The organism is Rhodococcus sp. NPDC003382 (assembly GCF_053589135.1).
On record NZ_JBSFRH010000004.1, the window covers coordinates 31,133 to 49,721 of the forward strand.

The 18,589-nt window shown below is 67.7% G+C and carries 12 protein-coding genes and 1 pseudogene; 9 read left to right on the plus strand and 4 right to left on the minus strand.

Annotation, left to right across the window (positions count from 1 at the left end):
- The first annotated feature begins 55 nt into the window (after positions 1–55).
- The 4 genes from ACWDUD_RS04545 to mshC are packed head-to-tail and all read left to right on the plus strand — an operon-like array spanning position 56 to position 3,496.
- Positions 56–757 carry a histidine phosphatase family protein gene (locus ACWDUD_RS04545; RefSeq protein WP_450108466.1) on the plus strand — a complete coding sequence of 234 codons (702 nt, stop codon included), beginning with the start codon at positions 56–58 and terminating at the stop codon, positions 755–757.
- 45 nt (positions 758–802) lie between these two features.
- The gene (locus ACWDUD_RS04550; protein WP_420751988.1) at positions 803–1,390 is read left to right on the plus strand and encodes a DUF3090 domain-containing protein; all 588 of its coding nucleotides are present in this window, start codon (positions 803–805) and stop codon (positions 1,388–1,390) included.
- A 4-nt stretch (positions 1,391–1,394) separates the two neighbouring features.
- Positions 1,395–2,201: an SCO1664 family protein gene (locus ACWDUD_RS04555; protein ID WP_450108467.1), complete on the plus strand. Its 807-nt coding sequence runs from the start codon at positions 1,395–1,397 to the stop codon at positions 2,199–2,201.
- Between the two features lie 53 nt (positions 2,202–2,254).
- A complete protein-coding gene (mshC, locus tag ACWDUD_RS04560) occupies positions 2,255–3,496 on the plus strand; it encodes a cysteine--1-D-myo-inosityl 2-amino-2-deoxy-alpha-D-glucopyranoside ligase (RefSeq protein ID WP_450108468.1) in 1,242 nt (413 codons plus the stop codon).
- Positions 3,497–3,550: 54 nt separating this feature from the next.
- On the opposite strand, the gene ACWDUD_RS04565 is transcribed toward mshC, so the two are convergent.
- The 3 genes from ACWDUD_RS04565 to ACWDUD_RS04575 all read right to left on the minus strand — a co-directional run bounded on the left by ACWDUD_RS04565 (position 3,551) and on the right by ACWDUD_RS04575 (position 7,774).
- Positions 3,551–6,772 carry a DEAD/DEAH box helicase gene (locus tag ACWDUD_RS04565; protein WP_450108469.1) on the minus strand — a complete coding sequence of 1,074 codons (3,222 nt, stop codon included), beginning with the start codon at positions 6,770–6,772 and terminating at the stop codon, positions 3,551–3,553.
- Between the two features lie 418 nt (positions 6,773–7,190).
- Complete coding sequence (locus tag ACWDUD_RS04570) at positions 7,191–7,526, minus strand: type II toxin-antitoxin system HicB family antitoxin (RefSeq protein ID WP_450108470.1); 336 nt, start codon at positions 7,524–7,526, stop codon at positions 7,191–7,193.
- The gene (locus ACWDUD_RS04575; RefSeq protein WP_450108471.1) at positions 7,523–7,774 is read right to left on the minus strand and encodes a toxin HicA; all 252 of its coding nucleotides are present in this window, start codon (positions 7,772–7,774) and stop codon (positions 7,523–7,525) included. Before ACWDUD_RS04575 ends, ACWDUD_RS04570 begins: the two co-directional genes overlap by 4 nt.
- A 113-nt stretch (positions 7,775–7,887) precedes the next feature.
- On the opposite strand from ACWDUD_RS04575, the pseudogene ACWDUD_RS04580 reads away from it, so the two are divergent.
- Positions 7,888–8,178: pseudogene (locus tag ACWDUD_RS04580) on the plus strand (DEAD/DEAH box helicase); the annotation flags it as partial.
- Between the two features lie 61 nt (positions 8,179–8,239).
- Here the strand turns inward: ACWDUD_RS04580 and ACWDUD_RS04585 are convergent.
- On the minus strand, positions 8,240–8,635 hold the full coding sequence (locus ACWDUD_RS04585) for a VOC family protein (protein WP_450108472.1): 396 nt from the start codon (positions 8,633–8,635) through the stop codon (positions 8,240–8,242).
- Positions 8,636–9,010: 375 nt separating this feature from the next.
- Between ACWDUD_RS04585 and pglW the strand changes: the two genes are divergently transcribed.
- The 4 genes from pglW to ACWDUD_RS04605 all read left to right on the plus strand — a co-directional run bounded on the left by pglW (position 9,011) and on the right by ACWDUD_RS04605 (position 18,573).
- Positions 9,011–13,219 carry a BREX system serine/threonine kinase PglW gene (gene pglW / locus ACWDUD_RS04590; RefSeq protein ID WP_450108473.1) on the plus strand — a complete coding sequence of 1,403 codons (4,209 nt, stop codon included), beginning with the start codon at positions 9,011–9,013 and terminating at the stop codon, positions 13,217–13,219.
- A complete protein-coding gene (gene pglX, locus ACWDUD_RS04595; RefSeq protein WP_450108474.1) occupies positions 13,219–16,815 on the plus strand; it encodes a BREX-2 system adenine-specific DNA-methyltransferase PglX in 3,597 nt (1,198 codons plus the stop codon). The genes pglW and pglX overlap by 1 nt, the downstream gene beginning before the upstream one ends.
- A gap of 922 nt (positions 16,816–17,737) precedes the next feature.
- Positions 17,738–18,214 (plus strand): hypothetical protein, encoded by a 477-nt coding sequence (locus ACWDUD_RS04600; protein WP_450108475.1) that lies wholly within the window; start codon positions 17,738–17,740, stop codon positions 18,212–18,214.
- A complete protein-coding gene (locus ACWDUD_RS04605; protein ID WP_450108476.1) occupies positions 18,211–18,573 on the plus strand; it encodes a hypothetical protein in 363 nt (120 codons plus the stop codon). Before ACWDUD_RS04600 ends, ACWDUD_RS04605 begins: the two co-directional genes overlap by 4 nt.
- Positions 18,574–18,589: the final 16 nt, after the last annotated feature.

The window sequence follows — 18,589 nt, forward strand, 5'->3', positions numbered from 1 at the left end:
CCCCGCGCGGCGCCGTGACCTGCCCGGGTGCGGGTGGCCCATTAGGCTGGATTCCATGACGGTGATCCTGCTGCGGCACGGACGTTCGACGGCCAACACCTCGCGGGTGCTGGCCGGTCGCTCTCCGGGTGTCGAACTCGACGAACTCGGACACATCCAGGCCAAGGGTCTGATCGCCCGGTTCGCCGGCCTGGAGATCACCGAGATCGTGCACTCGCCGCTGCTGCGCTGCCAACAGACGGTCGCTCCGCTCGCCACCGACCGCGGCCTGACCCCGCTCGTCGACGACCGGCTCGCCGAGGTCGACTACGGCCAGTGGACCGGCCGGGAACTATCCGAACTGGTCCGCGAACCGCTGTGGAAGGTGGTGCAGCAGCACGCCTCCGCGGCCGTGTTCCCCGGCGGGGAAGGGCTGGCGCAGGTGCAGGCCCGCGCGGTCGCCGCGGTCCGCGAACACGACGCCCGGCTCACCGACCAGCACGGCCGCGACGTCGTGTGGATCGCATGCAGTCACGGCGACGTCATCAAGTCCGTCCTTGCCGACGCGCTCGCCACGCACCTGGACGGGTTCCAGCGGATCGTCGCGGAACCGGCCTCGCTCAGCGTCGTCCGCTACACCGAGACGCGTCCGTTCGTGCTCCGCATCAACGACACCGGCCCGGATCTGACCGGGCTCGCCGTCCCCCCGAAATCGGTGCCCGGCGGCGAGGTGAACCCGGCCGCGGACCCCCCGACGACGGTGGCGTCCGGCGGATAATGGCAGTGTTCGGCTCATTCGAAACATACGACTCGAGGAGGTGCGATGGCCCGCGCGATACACGTGTTCCGGACCCCGGACAGGTTCGTCGCCGGCACGGTCGGTGAACCCGGCGACCGGGTGTTCTACCTGCAGGCCGTGCACGAGTCCCGCGTGGTGAGCGTCCTGCTCGAGAAACAGCAGGTGAAGATCCTCGCCGATCGCATGGGCCTGCTCCTCGAAGAGGTGCACCGGCGGTTCGGCACCGACCTGCCCGACGATCCCGACATCGACATCAGCCCGCTGATCACCCCCATCGACGCCGAATTTCGGGTCGGCACCATGGGACTGGGCTGGGACGCCGACACCAGCGCCGTCGTCGTCGAACTCCTCGCCGTCACCGAGGCCGAACTCGACGAGTCCGTCGTGCTCGACGACACCGAGGAAGGACCCGACGCGGTCCGTGTGTTCCTCACCCCCGAGCAGGCCCTCGAGTTCGCGGCCCGCTCGGAGATGGTCGTCTCGGCCGGCCGCACCCCGTGCCCGCTGTGCGGCGAACCGATCGGCGGCGGCGGCCACGTGTGCATCCGCACCAACGGCTACCTGCGCACCCCCGGGTTCGATCCGGCATCCTGGTTCGGTGAGGAGTCCTGACCAGGTGAGCACCCCGGACACCCGAGATGTGCTCGAGCGCGGTGAACTCACCGTCGTCGGCCGTGTCGTGCACGCGAGCAACGCGACCCTCGTGTGCGACGCGACCCTCGACGGCACCGTGGTGCGCTGCGTCTACAAACCCGTCCGCGGCGAGCGGCCGCTGTGGGATTTCCCCGACGGCACCCTCGCCGGCCGGGAGGTCGCGTCGTACCTGATCTCCGAGGCGCTCGGCTGGGGCGTCATCCCGGTGACCGTGCTGCGCGACGGGCCGTTCGGCACCGGCATGGTGCAGCAGTGGATCGACACCCCCGACCCCGACGACGCCCCCGAGGGCCGCATCGACCTGGTCGACCTGTGCCCGGCCGGGGCCGTCCCCGCCGGCTGGCTGCCGGTGCTGCGGGCCCGCGACTACGACGGTGCCGAGGTCGTGCTCGTGCACGCCGACGACCCGCGCCTGCACCGCATGGCCGTGCTCGACGTGATCCTCAACAACGCCGACCGCAAGGGCGGGCACGCCCTCGAAGGACTCGACGGCGGTGTCTACGGCGTCGACCACGGCATCTGCCTGCACCAGGAGAACAAGCTGCGCACCGTGCTGTGGGGCTGGGCGGGCCGATCCGTCGACCCGGAGCTGCTCACCGACCTCGAGAAACTCGCCCAGCGACTCGACGGCGAATTCGGCAACGAGCTGCGCGCCTACATCACCGGCGCCGAGGTCGCGGCGCTGCGCGCCCGCATCACCACGCTGCTCGCGCGGCCTGTGATGCCGAAGCCGCTCGGGGACCGCCGCATTCCGTGGCCCGCGTTCTGACCTACGACCGGCCTCGATCCGGGTCACAGGTCGGCCTCCATTAGGCTCGTGCCATGCAGTCTTGGTCCGATATCGCGCTCCCGTCCGTCCCTGGTCAGGGACCGCCGTTGCGGCTGTACGACACCGCCGACCGGGCGGTCCGTCCCGTCACCCCGGGCGCCACGGCCACCATGTACGTCTGCGGGATCACCCCCTACGACGCGACCCACCTCGGGCACGCCGCCACCTACCTCGCCTTCGACCTCGTGAACCGCATCTGGCGCGACGCCGGACACGACGTGCACTACGTCCAGAACGTCACCGACGTCGACGACCCGCTGTTCGAACGCGCGAACCGGGACGGCGAGGACTGGGTGGTCCTCGGCATGCGCGAGACCGCGCTGTTCCGCGAGGACATGGAGGCGCTGCGGGTGCTGCCGCCCCGCGACTACATCGGCGCCGTCGAGTCGATCAACGAGGTCGTCGAACTCGTCGAGAAGCTCGTCGCGTCCGGCGCCGCCTACGTCGCCGACGACGCGCAGTACCCCGACGTGTACTTCCGGGTCGACGCCACCGAACAGTTCGGCTACGAGTCCGGCTACGACCACGACACGATGATGCGGTTCTTCGCCGAACGCGGCGGCGACCCCGAACGGCCGGGCAAGCGCAACCCCCTCGACGCGCTGCTGTGGCGCGCGCAGCGGCCCGGGGAACCGGCGTGGCCGTCACCGTTCGGCGACGGCCGGCCCGGCTGGCACATCGAATGCGCCGCGATCGCCCTCAACCGCATCGGCACCGGCTTCGACGTGCAGGGCGGCGGCAGCGACCTGATCTTCCCGCACCACGAATTCTCCGCGGCGCACGCCGAAGCCGTCACCGGCGACCGGCGCTTCGCGCGGCACTACGTGCACACCGGCATGATCGGCCTCGACGGCGAGAAGATGTCCAAGTCCCGCGGCAACCTCGTGTTCGTCTCCAAGCTGCGCGGTGAGGGCGTCGACCCGGCCGCGATCCGTCTGGGCCTGCTCTCCGGGCACTACCGGCAGGACCGTGCGTGGACGGCCGACGTGCTCACCACCGCCGAGGCGCGCCTGGCGCTGTGGCGCCGCGCCGCGGCACTGGAGTCGGCCGCCTCCGCCGAGGACGTGGTCGCGCGGCTGCGCCAGCACCTCGCCGACGACCTCGACACCCCCAAGGCCCTCGACGCCCTCGACGGCTGGGCGACGTTCGCGGTCGAGCGCGGCGGCGACGACGCCTCGGCCCCGGGCCTGTTCGCGGACGCGGTGGACGCGCTGCTCGGCATCGCCCTGCGCTGACGCGCCCGTGCGTGGTTCTGGTAGCTCCCGCTACCAGAACCACGCACGAGGCGGTCACGCCAACAGCGCGCGGATGTCGTCGGCCGTGAGGGCCGAGGAGAACATCTCGCCGTCGTCGACGACGGACGAGAACAACTCCGACTTGCGGAGCTGCAGCGCCCGCACCTTCTCTTCGATGGTGTCGCGGGCGATCAACCGGTACACCATCACGTTGCGGGTCTGCCCGATCCGGTGGGTGCGGTCGATCGCCTGGGCCTCGGCCGCGGGATTCCACCACGGGTCGAGCAGGAAGCAGTAGTCGGCCTCCACCAGGTTCAGACCGAATCCGCCGGCCTTCAGGCTGATGAGGAACACCGGTGCCGTGCCGGATTTGAACTCGCCGAGCAGATTTCCGCGCTGCTTGGTCTTGCCGTCGAGATACAAGTACTCGATGCCGGCGGCGTCGAGCCGGGCACGGACCCGGTCGAGGAACCCGGTGAACTGGCTGAACACCAACGCGCGGTGCCCACCGGCGATCACGTCGTCGAGCTGCTCGAGCAGCGCGTCGATCTTCGCGGACCCGATCTTCGCGTGCGCGTCGTCGCACAGGGCCGCGTCCAGACTCATCTGCCGCAGCACCGTCAGCGACCTCAAGATCGTGATGCGGTTGCGGTCCAGGTCGTCGACGAGTCCGAGGATCTTCTGCCTCTCGCGTTGCAGCTGCCGGTCGTAGAGGGTGCGGTGTTTGGGCGAGAGCTCCACCTCGAGCACCTGTTCCTGCTTGGCCGGAAGATCGGTGGCGACCTGCTCCTTGGTGCGACGCAGCATCAGCGGCCGGATCCGCTGCCGCAGCTGCGCAAGCAGTTCGGGGCTGGTGCCGCTCTCGATGGGTTTGCGGTAGTAGTCCTGGAACTTCGTCGGGTTCGGGAACAATCCGGGCGCGGTGATCGACAGCAGCGACCACAGTTCCATCAGGTTGTTCTCCATCGGGGTGCCGGTGATCGCGACCTTCAGCGGCGCCTCGACCTGTCGCACACACTGATATGCCTTGGCCCGATGGTTCTTGACGAACTGTGCTTCGTCGAGCAGTAGCATCGACCAGTCGCGCTCGAGGTAGTCGTCGATATCCAGGCGCAGCAGCGTATAGGACGTGACGACCACGTCGATGCCGTCGAGCAGCTCACCCAGTCCCACACCGCGTTTGCCGGACGTCTCGGTGATCGCGACGACGTTCAGATGAGGCGTGAAGCGCCGTGCCTCGGCCGCCCAGTTCGACACCACCGAGGTGGGCGCGACGATGAGCGCCGGCGCATCTGTGGGGCGATTCGTCCGGGCGTGGCAGATCAACGCGAGCGACTGCAGGGTCTTGCCGAGACCCATGTCGTCGGCGAGAATCCCGCCGAGGTTGTGCGTCCACAGGAACGCCAGCCAGCGGAATCCGTCCAGCTGATACGGCCGCAGCGTCGCCAGAAGTTCCTTCGGCGCACGGGTCTTCGTGGTCGCCCTCACGTCGAGCAGGCCCTGAACCTGCTTCCTCCAAGCGGCGGCCTGCCGATCGACGACGCCGAGTGCCGCCAGCTCCTCCCAGATACCCGCCTGGAACCTGCTCAGCCGCAACCGATCCGGGTCGGCGTCGTGCAGTGCGCGAGCCTCGTCGACGAGTCGGCGTAGCTGCTGCAACTCGGGTTTGTCCAACGCCAAATAGGCACCGTCGGGTAACAGCAGGTGCGTGGCGCCGTCGTTCAGCGCGGTGAACAGGTCCCGGAACGGGACCGTCCGGTCGTCGATCGTCACGGTGATGTCGAGGTCGAACCAGTCTGCGTCCCCGGTTGCCTTGGTGGACAGTCCGATCCGCAGATCGTCGCTCACGTCGCGATAGGCGGCGGGGGTGCCGTCGACCCGCACCTCGACGTCGTCGCGGCCGGACAGCAGCGGCAGCAATTCGGTGGCGAAACGGGCGGTGTCGAACCCGCTGAGGGTCGCGTGCGACAGCAACCGGCCGTCGAGGTGATTGTCCAGCCCGAACGGTGAGACCACCGGACGGATCTCGGCCAGGAGCAGGTCCTCGGCCTCGCCGTCGCGGACCGCATCGCCGTGCCCGTCGTACAACTCCACGGCGTGCTCGGCGTCGCCGATCGTGTAGAGGACCTGCCAGCGCAGGTCGGCGCGGTGCCCGGCGCGATAGGCCACGTGCAGGACGAGTCGGGGGCCGCTCACCGTTGGGGCGGTGAACGAGCCGTCCGCGGAGGTGACCGACGCGGCCCGCTGCAACCGCGGATAGTAGGTCGCCGCGAAGCGGGGCATCTGATCGGCGGGTACCGTCACCGCCGCGTTGTCCAGCAGCAACCGCTGTATCCCGGCGGGGGCGCTGCCGCGCAGCCGCGCGATCCGGAACGGCCATTCGGCCGGCCCGGACCCGGCGCGGTCGCCGGGCCGCAGGAAGATCACGCCGTGCGCCGGTTCGCCGAGGAACCCCACTACCGTGGCGGGCAGGTCGTCGCCGTCGACCCGTACCGTGGGGGTTACGGAGAGGCCGGCGCCGGTGTCCGCCAGGTCGACGCATACCTCCGCCGCAGTCGGTGGCGGCACCGCGCCGAGCGATTTGCGGGCGTACCGCAGTTCGATCCCGAGAGCGAGCGCATCGTCGAGCAGCGACCACAGTCGCGGCGACATGCCGGACAGGTCGAGGGTGGCGGTGGCGTTGGGGATGTAATAGGTCTGCGACGACGACTGCGCCAGCGCCGCCAGCTCGAGCAGCAACCGCTGGTGCCGGCGGTTCACGTCATGGGTGTAGCGCAGGGTCGACCACGACAGGTTCCCGGCTACCCACCCGGTGCGGCCCGGCCGTTGCAGCCGGGCGGTCAGCGTGGGCGGCGCGGAGCCGGCCGGTGTCGACAACCCCAACTGCAACGCCAACGGCACACCGCTGTCGGTGTCGTCGGCACCGACGATCGTGTCGAGCGCGTGCTCCCACGCCGGTTTGGCCGGGGTGACGACCGTCGACGTCGCGACGAACGCGAGCACCAGCGCCACCGTGTGTTTGCAGTTGAACCCGACGGGGCAGCTGCACTCGCCGTACTCGAACTCGGGGCCCCGCGGGCCGGTCCGGAAGACCGCTTCGGTCTCGTAGACCTCGTTGCCCGCGACCTCACCCACCACACACAGTTCGTCGTCGAGAAAGTTGCAGCTCAGCACGGCGCCGTCGTGGGCGTATCGCGCACCGCGCTGGTAGGTGGCCGCCCCGACCGTCGCTGCCATCGACTGGACGAGGAGATCGAATCGGCGCAGCGAGGACATGAGTGGACAGTGTATGGCCACGGCTCCGCATCAGCCGATCTGCGGCCGGGAATGTGCGGCCGGGAAAGTTGTGACGGACGAGGTGCCGTTCGAAGTTGAGCAACCCGTCTACGCGGTTAGGTGAGGTGAGGGCTTTCACGGCGTGTGTGTGCAGGTCGGTCGATTCGGCAAACATCGTCGAGTCGGTCCGCGCGTGCTGCCGTGCATGGCTTCGACAGGCCCGTTGCGCCAGACGTCTGCGACGAGTCCCACGGCCATGGCTGCGATGACGTCGGCGGGCTCGGTGAGACCGGCTTCTTGACAGAGTTGTCGGTGTTGGCCGGCAAGGAGGGTAAGGCGTTCGCAGTTTCCGGCATTGCCGGTGCACTTCGACGTCATGCAGACGGGTCTTTCGTTCTCATTCGAGCGGTCCGACACGCTACGCGCTGGTTAGACGCTGCACCGCAAGTTGGTTGAGGGACACGTGCCGTTCCGCAGCCTCCATCGCGAGCCGTCGATGCAGTTCGGCCGAGGTGCGGACATAGATCGTGCCACTGTAGGAACGTTCCGAGAACGGCTCGGGCACATTCTCCCCGCTGGCGATCAGGTCGTCGATGACGCCGTCGACGAGCTGAACGAGACCTTCCAACGCTCGGCCCTGATCTTCGTCGAGCCAGGACAGGCTCGGGAATTCCAGGACGGTCGCGACGTGTTCGCCGTCATCCGGTGACCACTGCACCCGGTAGCTGTAGTGACGTGCATCCGGTCGATTCATGAGTCCTCCTTCATCTTCTCGATCGCGGCAAGGACCTGCTTGACCTGGTACGGCTTTGCTTCCCCGTGCTTCCCGCGCTGGATGTTCACCCGCGGGTCGCCAGGCCACGGCGTTCGAAACACAGCGTGGCTGGTCCCGTCCTGCCGCGGCTGACCGAAGACCTCGACACACAGTCGATACAAGTCGTCGTAGCGCACCCCCTGCGGATTGCGTGCGATCGCCGCGCGAATCTTGTCGGCCTTGGTCACTCCTTAATGCTAGCGCATGCGCTAGCATTCCCGGGTCGGGAATTTGCTCTGCTCTTTTGGCAGCGAATGATCGACGGAGTACCCGACCAGTACGTGACCGAGTGGCTCGATTCGTGACCGACGACGCCTTCGCCCTTCTACATCCGGGAGTCCGGTACCACCTCGCGAACACGTTGTGCTGGAACGGGCTCCGGCCCACGCAGGCTGCCGCGGACGTGCCGATCCTTGCCGGCGATGACGCGCTCGTGCTCGCCCCCACCGCTGGCGGCAAGACCGAGGTCGCCGCATTCCCGCTGCTGTCTGCGATGGTCGACCAGGACTGGCAGGGCGTGTCCGTCCTGTACGTGTGTCCGCTGTGCGCGCTGTTGAACAATCTGCAGCCACGCCTGCACGACTACGCCCAGTGACTCGGCCGCACCGCCGCGGTGTGGCACGGCGACGGGACTCGCCGCCGGAAGCTCGCGATCAATTCGGGGGCGCGAAGAATTCGAGCGCGATGTTGTCGGGATCACGGAAGGAGAGCCCCGAACCGTATCGGGCGTTCTTGATGTCTCCGTGCGCGATTCCCAAACTGTCGAGCCGATCACGCCATTTCACCAGATCGCTCGCCGTACATCCGAAGGCGATGTGGTCGAGGCCGACGTTCCGTTCGTCGAATGTGTTCTGCGGCGGCGAACCGGGGTGGGTGTGCAGCCCGAACAGTGTGCCACCGTCGACTGCGAAGACCACGTGATGGAAAGTGCCGGATTCGTCGTCCTCGTCGAGCACGGGTTCGGCATCGAAGAGGCGGGAGTACCACGCGGTACTGGCAGCAAGATCGGACACTGTCACGGCGACGTGGGTGAGTGCAGGAAAAGGCACGGCAGGTACCTCCGTCTCTAGGCTCTTGGTCATCGTAGGACTCGAGACTCAGAGTTCGAGCGCTCATCAGGTGAAGTGGGCTCGGACGTCCTCGCTGGGCTCGAAGACCTGTTCCTGCTTGTCCAATAGATCGACCGCGACCTGGCTCTTGGCGCACTGCAACATCAACGGGTCGATCCGCTGCCGGGCTACGCGAGCAATTCCGGGACCGGTGTCGACCTCGATGGACCTGCGGTAGTAATCCCGGAACGTCGTCGGCTTGTGGAGCAGACCGAATCCACCGCGGCCGTCCGGTATGGCGAGGCGCCCCGCCGGGGTGCGGCCGGGTAAGTTGTGACGGACGTAAACGATCGGACGGATAGGGGTGGGAGCGCGGTGCAGAGCGACCGCTGGGTCGAGATCAGCCCCTCGCAGTTCGAGCATGAAAAGCTCGGCCTCGACTTCGTCAAGAATCTGCTGCCGGACGCCCCGCCGTTCCGGGCGTGGTCCAACTTCGAGTTCCGCGACAACCGTGGTCGCTGGCACGAGGTGGACCTGCTCGTCCTGAGCCGCGACACCCTCTACCTGATCGAGCTCAAGTACTACAGCGGCACGCTGCGCGGCAACGACCACGTGTGGAGCCGTGGTGGATACCGGTCCGAGGATTCGCCGCTGCTGCTCACCCGCAAGAAGGCCCAGTACTTCTCATCGCTGCTCAAGGACCGCTTGGCGGAGAAGACAGGGAAGAAGAACCTCAAGGGCGTCATCCCGTTCGTGCAGGAACTGGTGTTCCTGCACCACCCCGACCTTCAGTGCGCGCTGCCGGCAAGTTCCGCGATCAACCTGTACGGCCTCGACGGCAACGAACGCCGCAGCGGCCTGCCCGGAATCGGCGAGCGCTTGCTCGCGCCGTCGAAGCACGAGCCGGTCAGCGAGGAGAAATCCCTGCTGATCCGCGATCTGATGACCGCGATCGGCCTCGCCCCGCGCCGGCAGCGGGAACTCGGCTCCTGGGTGATCGACGAACAACCCCTCGGCGACGGCGAAGGCTGGCAGGACTGGCCCGCGTTCCACCACGTCGACATGGAGCGGCAGGCGCGTATCCGCTTCTACCTGCCCAAACCCGGCGCGACCTCCGCCGAGGAACATGCCCGGGCGCGCGGCGTCGAACACGAATACAAGCTGCTCTCGCGGCTCAAACACGACGGCCTGCAGGTGCCCGTCGACGTAGTCAAGGACAAGGAACTCGGCATCGGCCTGGTGTTCCTGCAGTCCAAGGACGAACTGCGGCTGGACCTGTGGCTCGCCGACCACCGGACCGCACTCACCCTCGAGCAGCAGCTCGAACTCATCGCCGAGATCGCCGAGATCGTCCACTACGCGCACCGGCATCGGGTGGTGCACCGCACCCTGAATCCACGCGCGGTCGTCGTGCGCGACCGCGCCGCCGGGCCCCAGCCGCAGGTCACCGACTGGGACACCGCCGGGGTGCTGCCCGCCAACGCCGAAACCGGCGTCACCCGGCTGTCCGCCGGTCCGCTGAGCTTGATGGCGGGGGCACTGAGCGACCAGGCCCGCCTGTTCGCCGCCCCGGAAGGCGCCAGCCCCGCCGACCCCGCGCGCATGGACGTCTTCGGGCTCGGCGCGCTGGCCTTCTATCTGCTCAGCGGCGGGGTGTCCCCGGCCACCGAACGCGGCGAGCTGCTCGACCGGCTGCGTCGCGACGGCGGTCTCGATCTGGCCGTGGAACTGCCGCAGGTGCCGTCGGTGCTGCGACAACTCGTCCTCGACGCCACCGACCCCAGCCCCGCGGAGCGCATCGCCACCGTCGCCGAGTTGCTCGAACGTCTCGAACAGGTCCGTGGCGACCTGTTCCGCGCGGAAGGCGAAACCGACCCGCTCGAAGCGAAACCCGGCGACGAACTGGGCGACGGCCGATTCGTCTACAAGCGCCGCCTCGGTGCCGGCTCCACCGCGGTGGGCATCCTCGTGGTCGACCGCAAGGCCGGCGACCACGAGCGGGTTCTCAAGGTCGCCCGCGACGACGAGGCTGCCGCCCGGCTGCACGCCGAAGCGCAGGTGCTCGCCAAACTCGACGATCCGCGCATCGTCCAGCTCGCCTCCGAAGAGAACGTCGGCGGACGCACCGCCCTGGTGGTGCACGATGCGGGCCGCACCACCCTCGCCGAGGAACTGGCGGCCAAGGGTGGTCGGCTGTCGATCGACCTGCTCGAACGCTGGGGCACCGACCTGCTGCAGGCGCTGATCGCCCTCGAACGCGCCGGCGTCACCCACCGCGACCTCAAGCCGTCGAATCTCGGTGTGCACCAGTCGAGTTCGCGTGCCGACACACACCTGCGGCTGTTCGACTTCTCGATGGCCGGGGTCGACCCGCGCAACATCGAGGCGGGCACCCCGCCCTATCTGGACCCGTTCCTCGGCACCGGCGGACGCCGCCAGTACGACACGGCCGCCGAACGCTACGGCGCCGCGGTGGTGCTGTTCGAGATGGCCACCGGCATCGCCCCGCAGTACGGACCCGACCCGCAGGCCAACCCGGCCACCGTCGACGACGACGTCACCGTCGACCCGACCATGTTCGAGACGCCGGTCGCCGCCGCGCTCACCGCGTTCTTCACCTCGGCGCTGTCCCGCGACGCCGCCGCCCGCCCCGACACCGCCGAAGACATGCTGCGCGCGTGGCGTCGAGCGTTCACCGACCTCGACGCCGCTCCCGAACCGGTCCAGAAGGTCGAGGCCGCAACGGCTCTCGCCGCGGCCGGTCTGAGCGCTCGCGCGGTGTCGGCGCTCGCGGCCGTGCAGGTGACCACCGTCGGGGAACTGGTGGCGCTCGATTCCACCCGACTCAACCGTCTCGTCGCGAAGGAAGCGAAGGCCACCCGCACCGAGATCCGCGACCGGCACCGCGCCTGGGTCAAGGACCTCGGTCGGTCGACGACGAAACCCGCGAGCACCCAGGGGCTGCTCGGTCTCGACGACGCGGTCGCGCTGCTGCTGTCCGCCGTCGCGACCGGCCGCACCAGCACCCGACGTCAGGCAGCGGAACTGCTGCTCGGCACCACCGGCACCCTCGACGCGTTCGCGTCGGGCAACGAACTGGCGTCCGCACTGAGGAAGACCAGCCCGCGCGGCAACCAGCTCCTGAAGGAGCTGCAGGCCGACTGGGCCGAGAACCCCGCCACCCGTGAACTGCTCGACGAACTGATCGCCCTCGCCGAACAGGTGCTGCACGACTCCGGCGGGGTGGTGGCCGTGTCCACCCTCACCGCCGAGATCCGTGGGCGACTGCCACAACCCCCGGCATCGGCGTCCGATGCCGCGGCACCGCGCCTCGCCGAGCGCGCCGCCGCGGGTCTGCTGCGCGCGGCCTTCGATCGACTCACCGAACACGAAACCGCGGAAGGCACCCGTCGCTGGGTGCGGCGCCGTCACGCCGGACGTCTCGCCCTCGTCGCCGAGGACGAGTTGCTGCTCGCTGGGGCCGAAGCGGCCGGGCGCCGCGCCGACGACCTGATGGCATCCACTCCCGCATCCGAGGTGGTTCGCGTCAGCACCGCCGCACGGGACCTGCGCGCGGCGTTCACCCGCGCCTACAAGGGCGCTGCGGGACCGGATGCGCAGGTGCCGCTTCCGTCGGATGTGCGCCTGATCCGCCTGGCCGCAGCCATCTCCCGGTACGCCGCTGTGTCGGGGCGCGGTGAGCTGCACCGCCGCAATCTCGGTCCGTCCGACGCGCTGCGCATCGCCTTGGCCGGTCTCGCGCAGACCGAGGCGCTCTCGCCCACCGAGGTACGGGCTCGTGTCGCGGCCCGGTTCCCGGAACTCGATCGGCTGCCCGGCCGTCCTGCCCTCGATGCGCACATCGAGCGCGCTGGAATCGGGTTGACATGGGACGGCACCGGCTACCGCTATGAGCAGGCCACGCCGCCCAGCGAAACCAGCCTGAAGACCCGAACCGCCACCTACACCGGCCCCGCCGGCGACACCGGATCCACTCCAGCCTCGGTGGGCGCGGCGCGCGGCTCGCTGGTCGCGACGTCGTTGCGGGAGAACGGTTTCCTCGCATTCGGTGTGACGGTGCATCGCCCCGGCGACCACCTGAAGGTCGCGGCGGAACTGGTAACCACCCACAACGCCGACCTGGTGGATGTGACCGGCGAGATCGTCGAGGCGATGCGCGCCTTCGCCACCGAAAAGGGCGTGTCGTGGGATCTGATCCGCAGCGCCGACGCCGCTGAGGCCGGCACTCGCGATGCGCGGGGCCTGCGCGCGGTGCTCGATCAGGTGATGCCGCGGGTGTGTGCCCGCATCGAGGCGCAGGCGTTCGGCGACGAGGTGCCCGCGACGCCGTTGGTCCTCACCGAGTTGTCGCCACTGGCCCGCTACGGCTACCTCGACCTGGTGGCGCGACTGGCCGACCTGTCGGCTCCGCGTCGGCGTCCGGTGTGGGTGGTGTTGCCGCAGATGCGTGGGCAGCGTGGCGCGATGATCGACGGTGAGCCGATCCAGTTGGGTTCGCCGGGTGGGCAGTTCGTGACGTACTCGGTCGGGAAGACCGAGGCTGTGGAGAGCGAGAAGGTGTGATGGCGGACTTTTCCGCGACCGAGTTGGTGAAGGCGCTGCGCAAGCAGGTCACCGTCCTCGAGGACGATCTGCGGGCCCGCGTCGACGGCGCGGATGTCGATACCCGGCAGCCGGGTGTGGGGGAGCGGTGGCGCGCCGAGCACACCGCGGCGCTCACGGCGCAGCGCACCGCGGCGTCGTGGCAGGCGTGGCGCGACGAACGCGTCACACAGGCCGCGGTGGCGTGGGTGCTGCTCACCGTGTTCGCCCGCTACTGCGAGGACCATGCACTGGTGTCGAAGGCGTGGATCGGCGGGCCGAACGCCGACGCCCGTCAGCAGGCCCTCGACGCGCGCCGCGCCTACTTCACCGAATTCCCGGAGAACACCGACCGTGAGTGGCTCGAAACGATCATCGAGCATTTCGCGAAGATGGAAGCCACCCGCGGCCTCGTCGACGACTATTCGCCGCTGCACCAGGTGGCCCCCTCGGGTGACGCGGCACGCGGGCTGCTCGAATTCTGGTGGGACAAGGACGCTTCCGGTGAGCCGTTGTGGAGCTTCGTCGGCGTGGACACCCGATTCCTCGGTGACGTCTATCAGGATCTGTCGGAGTTCGCGAAGAAGACCTACGCGCTGCTACAGACCCCGGAGTTCGTGGAGGAGTTCATCCTCGACCAGACCCTGGAGCCGGCGCTCGCCGAACGGCCGCTCGAGGGTTTCACGGTGATCGACCCGACCTGCGGGTCGGGGCACTTCCTCCTCGGGGCGTTCCGCCGCTTGCTGGACAGGTGGCAGCGCGAGGCGCCGGCCCTGGGACCACGGGTGCTGGTGCAGAAGGCACTCGGTTCGGTGTATGGGGTGGACATCAACCCGTTCGCAGTCGCGATCGCGCGGTTCCGGCTGATGGTCGCGGCGTTGGACGCGAGTGGGGACAAGTCGATCGAGAAGATGATCGACATCGAGTTGAATCTCGCCGCGGGTGATTCGTTGCTGTGGGGTGCGCGGCAGCAGGCGATCAGCGACGACCTGTGGTCGACAGGCACCGAGCAGATGGCGTACGCGACGGAGAACGCGGGCGCGTTGAAGGCGATCTTGCAGCGGGAACACGATGTGGTGGTGGGTAATCCGCCGTACATTACGGTCAAAGATGCGGCGTTGAACGCGACCTATCGCCAGCTATATTCGACCTGTCATCGGCAGTACGCGCTGACGGTGCCGTTCATGGAACTTTTCTTCGACCTTGCGAAGAGCGACGCGGCAGGCAAGCCCGGTTGGGTCGGGCAAATCACATCGAATTCGTTCATGAAGCGGGAGTTCGGGTCCAAGCTAATCGAGGAGTTTCTCAGTGCGCGCGACTTGAAGCGGGTGATCGACACCTCGGGTGCCTACATTCCCGGTCACGGGACGCCGACGGTGATCCTCGTTGGGCGTAACCGCCCGCCGCTCGGGGACACCGTGCGTGCGGTGCTTGGAGTTCGTGGTGAGCCCGGCCGACCCGACGAACCAGCGAAAGGGATCGTCTGGTCGACTATCGTCGAACACATCGACGAGCCTGGCTCCGAGAATGGGTGGATCAGTGTGGCGGACCTGGACAGGCGACTCTTAACGAGACATCCGTGGAGTTTGTCCGGTGGCGGTGCTGTCGAATTGGTCCAGTCGGTGGAGAGCGCTGGGGCGTCCGTTCTCGACAGTCAGGTGAGCAGCATCGGCCGCACCACCGTCGTGGGCGAGGATGATGCGTGGATATACGACGCACACAGCTCGAAGCGATTCACCGAAACGCTGCCCTTCCGGCAGTTCGTTGTAGGTGAGGATGTTCGTGATTTTGAGATCATTCCCTCGACGCTCGTTGTCAATCCCTACGTCGACAGCGCAAATGAAACTCCTGTCGGGGAGACCTCACCAGTTATAGCGCACTTGTGGCCACAGCGAACTCTGCTGCGCGGCAGGACGGTCTTCCAGAAGACACTTACGGAGCGAGGGTTGCCGTGGTGGGTTCATCTTGAGAGCTACTCGTCAAAGCTCCGCACGCCCCTTTCCATCACCTTCGCCGAAGTAGCCACCCACAACCATTTCGTCCTGGATCGTGGTGGCAAGGTGTTCAAGCAAACCGCACCGGTGATCAAGTTGCCGGAGGGCGCAACCGAGGACGACCACCTGCGGTTGCTCGGGGTGCTGAATAGCTCAGTGGCGTCCTTCTGGCTCAAGCAGAACTGTCATAACAAGGGTCGTCCGGGCGCTGAACAGGCTGGCGCGGACGAACCATGGGAGCACCGATTTCAGTTCAACGGCACCACTGTGAAGGATTTTCCACTACCAGACGCCTATCCGCTCGCGCGCGCTCGCGCGCTCGACATGCTTGCGCAGGAACTGGCGGTCCACAACCCGCATAAGGCCGTTGCCAACAAAGTTCCGTCGGCCGAGGCTATTGAATTGTCGTGCAAAGAGTCCGAGCGCATTCGCGCGTTGATGATCGCGCATCAGGAGGAACTCGATTGGGAGTGTTACCGCCTCTACGGTGTTATCGACGAGGATCTCTCCTACTCAGGCGAGCTCCCCGGAATCTTGCCGGGTGAGCGTGCCTTTGCCATCGATCTGGCGCGCGCGGTCGAAAAGGGCAATGACACATCGTGGTTCCGGCACCACAACCACAGGTTCACTCCGACCGCCGAGATCCCCGCCCGTCTGCCTGCCGACTACCGGGACCTGATCCAGCGCCGTCTCGACGTCATCACATCGAACCCGAATATCCGCTTGTTGGAGAGGCCCGAGCACAAGCGACGTTGGGCGAGTGAGCCGCGGGACAAGCGCGTCGCCGAAGCTCTGCGCGACTGGCTATTGGATCGCGTCGAGAACCGCGACCTATGGTTCGAAGACGGGCATCCCACCCCGCGCAGCGTCGCGCAGTTGGCCGACAAGCTGGACCGCGATGAGGATTTCCGTCGGGTGCTGCGGTTGTGGGCCCGTAATGCCGAGGTATCCACGGGGACCGCGCTCGCGAAGCTCCTCGACGAGGAGGGCGTGCCCTACCTGGCCGCGCTGCGCTACAAGCCGTCGGGTCTCATCAAACGCGAAGCCTGGGAACACACCTGGGATCTGCAGCGTCGCGAGGATGCGGGGGAGAAGCTGGATAGCCCGATTCCGGTTCCGCCGAAATACAAGCCTGCCGATTTCGTGAAGAGTTCGTACTGGTCGCGGCGCGGCAAGCTCGATGTGCCGAAGGAACGGTTCATCTCGTACCCCGACGCGAACCGCGACACCGACCCGACGATGCTCTTGGGCTGGGCCGGCTGGGACCACGCCGAACAGGCTTTGGCTTTGGCGGGTCTGGTGGACGAGCGTGTCACCGTCGATGGCTGGGACCAGACAAGCCCGGAGAAGCTGATCCCGATGCTGGCGGGCCTGGCGGAACTGTTTCCGTGGGTGCGGCAGTGGCACGGCGAAATCGATCCGGAGTACGGCGAATCCGTCGCCGACACCATCGAGGAAGTACTGCGCTCCCACAGTGCCGAACTGGGTGTCACCGTCGACGACCTCGCCGCATGGCGGCCCCCGGCCCCCACCCGCGGACGTCGCACCGCCAAGAAGCCCACGAAGGAGTCCGATCCGGCCTGAGGTGGCTGTCGGCCCGCGCCCGATGTGCGGAGGGCGCGGGCCGACACGCTCGCACATCGTGGCCGCGCGCGTTCGCTCGGTCGGCGCGGCGATGTGTGCTGTGCTGGTGGTGGGGACGGACTCGATTCGCCCACCGCGGCTTTCGACGTGGTCGGGGAAGAGCCTAGGGAAGAGGGCGCCCTGCGGGCGGCTGCACTTGACCGATCGGAGACCCTACGGGTCCCTGAGTCTTCGGCCCCTTCCCCAACGCTGCCCGGTCGCCATGCCCCGATAGACCATCTCGGCCAGCACTTCTGGCCCCACGTCGCCGAGGACGTGCGGCTTGTACTGGACCCGACCGTTCGTGTCGACCCGTTCGATCAGGTGCTCCACCACCAGCTGTGGAGACGAAGGTTACTGGTGCCCAGTCGGTTTCGAGCCGTGGGAATGGCACCCCGGTTCGCAGCGTCGATGCGCTGACGTCGGACTCTGGGAGACGAGCGACGACGCCCGTCGTCGGTGTGCCGCGGTTACCGGAACGGCCCGCGCGCACGCCGAGACAGGCGAGGAACACCTCGAGCCCCTCGATCGGACCGCTGGTCGCGGGATCGAGGGGCTGGAAGGTCAGGGCGTCGGTTGTGAACCCGGTGGCCAGGTGAGGTGGCGGCCGGCGCGGAACGCGCTCGCGACTCGTCGCTGATGCACGCCTCTGCGGGGCGTGTGGATAGAATCCACCGTACGGTGCATGACAGTCCTGTTCTGTCGTGTGCCCAGACCCCGGTTGGTGTTCCAGCACCTTCCGGGGTCGACCTGTATTCAGGCCGGTGGAGGGATGGTCCCACGGGCGGCGGCGAGGGTCAACTCGAACACGCGTTCGTGTTGCGAGTGTGCAGTGCGCACCGGGCCGCGGAATATCTGAACAAGTTCTGATGTAATGGTAGGTATGAGCAAGTCGACTGCCACCGCCACGTTCTCCGAGTTCCTTCGGGCGCCGAAGGAAGTCCTGGGCGTCCTTGAGGACGCCGGCGAAGTGGTGCTCACGCGACGCAATGCGCCCGCTCTGCGGTTGACCGAGGAATCTGCGAGCCGGACGGAGTTGGACACCCTCGGCGTGGTCGGGCAACTCTTCGCGGCGTCCCTCGACGAGGCGGCGCTCGATCGGGTTGCCACTCGGCTCTCCGTCGTGTTGCCGTGGGTCGGCCTGCTGCCGAGGGCACTGCATGCGGAGTTCGTCGCCGAGTTCCAGGACACGGCGCGAGCGTGCATCGCAGTGGCCCGCTTCGACCGGCTCGCGATCCTGCTCGAAGCGTGGAAGGCGACCGCAGAGGCATACGCGGATCCCAGCCTCACCGCAGATGGTTCGGACCTGGAATACCTCGATGTTGCAGAGGTGGTCGCACGTCCGGATCATTCCGCGTGAGCAAGAAGGGGGAAGCGGTCCCTCGCCCGATCAAGCGCGTGGAGTGGCAACTGGTGTTTGCCACGCGTGATGCGCAGAAGGGCTGGACCGATCTGTTGGCGACGGCCCGCAACGCGACCGTCGATGCGTGGGACACGCTCACACGGGAGCCGACGGTGCAGACACCGCGGCTGTACCAGCTGAAGGGGGAGTATGCCTACGGCACGTACGCCGGACGGAACTTTGCCCGTTACCAATACAAGGTGACCGATGGTGGGCGCATCTGGTTCTTCCTCGATCCGGCTCCCAAGGGTGACAAGATCGCCGGCCGAGTACTGCTCGAACGGTGCGAGCCGGGACATCCGAAGGAAACGGACTGAGGACACGGCACGCCGA

Excerpts from the sequence above, each read along its gene's own strand:
- ACWDUD_RS04545 (WP_450108466.1), top strand. The coding sequence starts at position 56 with ATGACGGTGATCCTGCTGCGGCACGGACGTTCGACGGCCAACACCTCG.
- mshC (WP_450108468.1), top strand. The coding sequence starts at position 2,255 with ATGCAGTCTTGGTCCGATATCGCGCTCCCGTCCGTCCCTGGTCAGGGA.
- ACWDUD_RS04550 (WP_420751988.1), top strand. The coding sequence starts at position 803 with ATGGCCCGCGCGATACACGTGTTCCGGACCCCGGACAGGTTCGTCGCC.
- ACWDUD_RS04565 (WP_450108469.1), bottom strand. The coding sequence starts at position 6,772 with ATGTCCTCGCTGCGCCGATTCGATCTCCTCGTCCAGTCGATGGCAGCG.
- pglX (WP_450108474.1), top strand. The coding sequence starts at position 13,219 with ATGGCGGACTTTTCCGCGACCGAGTTGGTGAAGGCGCTGCGCAAGCAG.
- ACWDUD_RS04600 (WP_450108475.1), top strand. The coding sequence starts at position 17,738 with ATGAGCAAGTCGACTGCCACCGCCACGTTCTCCGAGTTCCTTCGGGCG.
- ACWDUD_RS04570 (WP_450108470.1), bottom strand. The coding sequence starts at position 7,526 with ATGAATCGACCGGATGCACGTCACTACAGCTACCGGGTGCAGTGGTCA.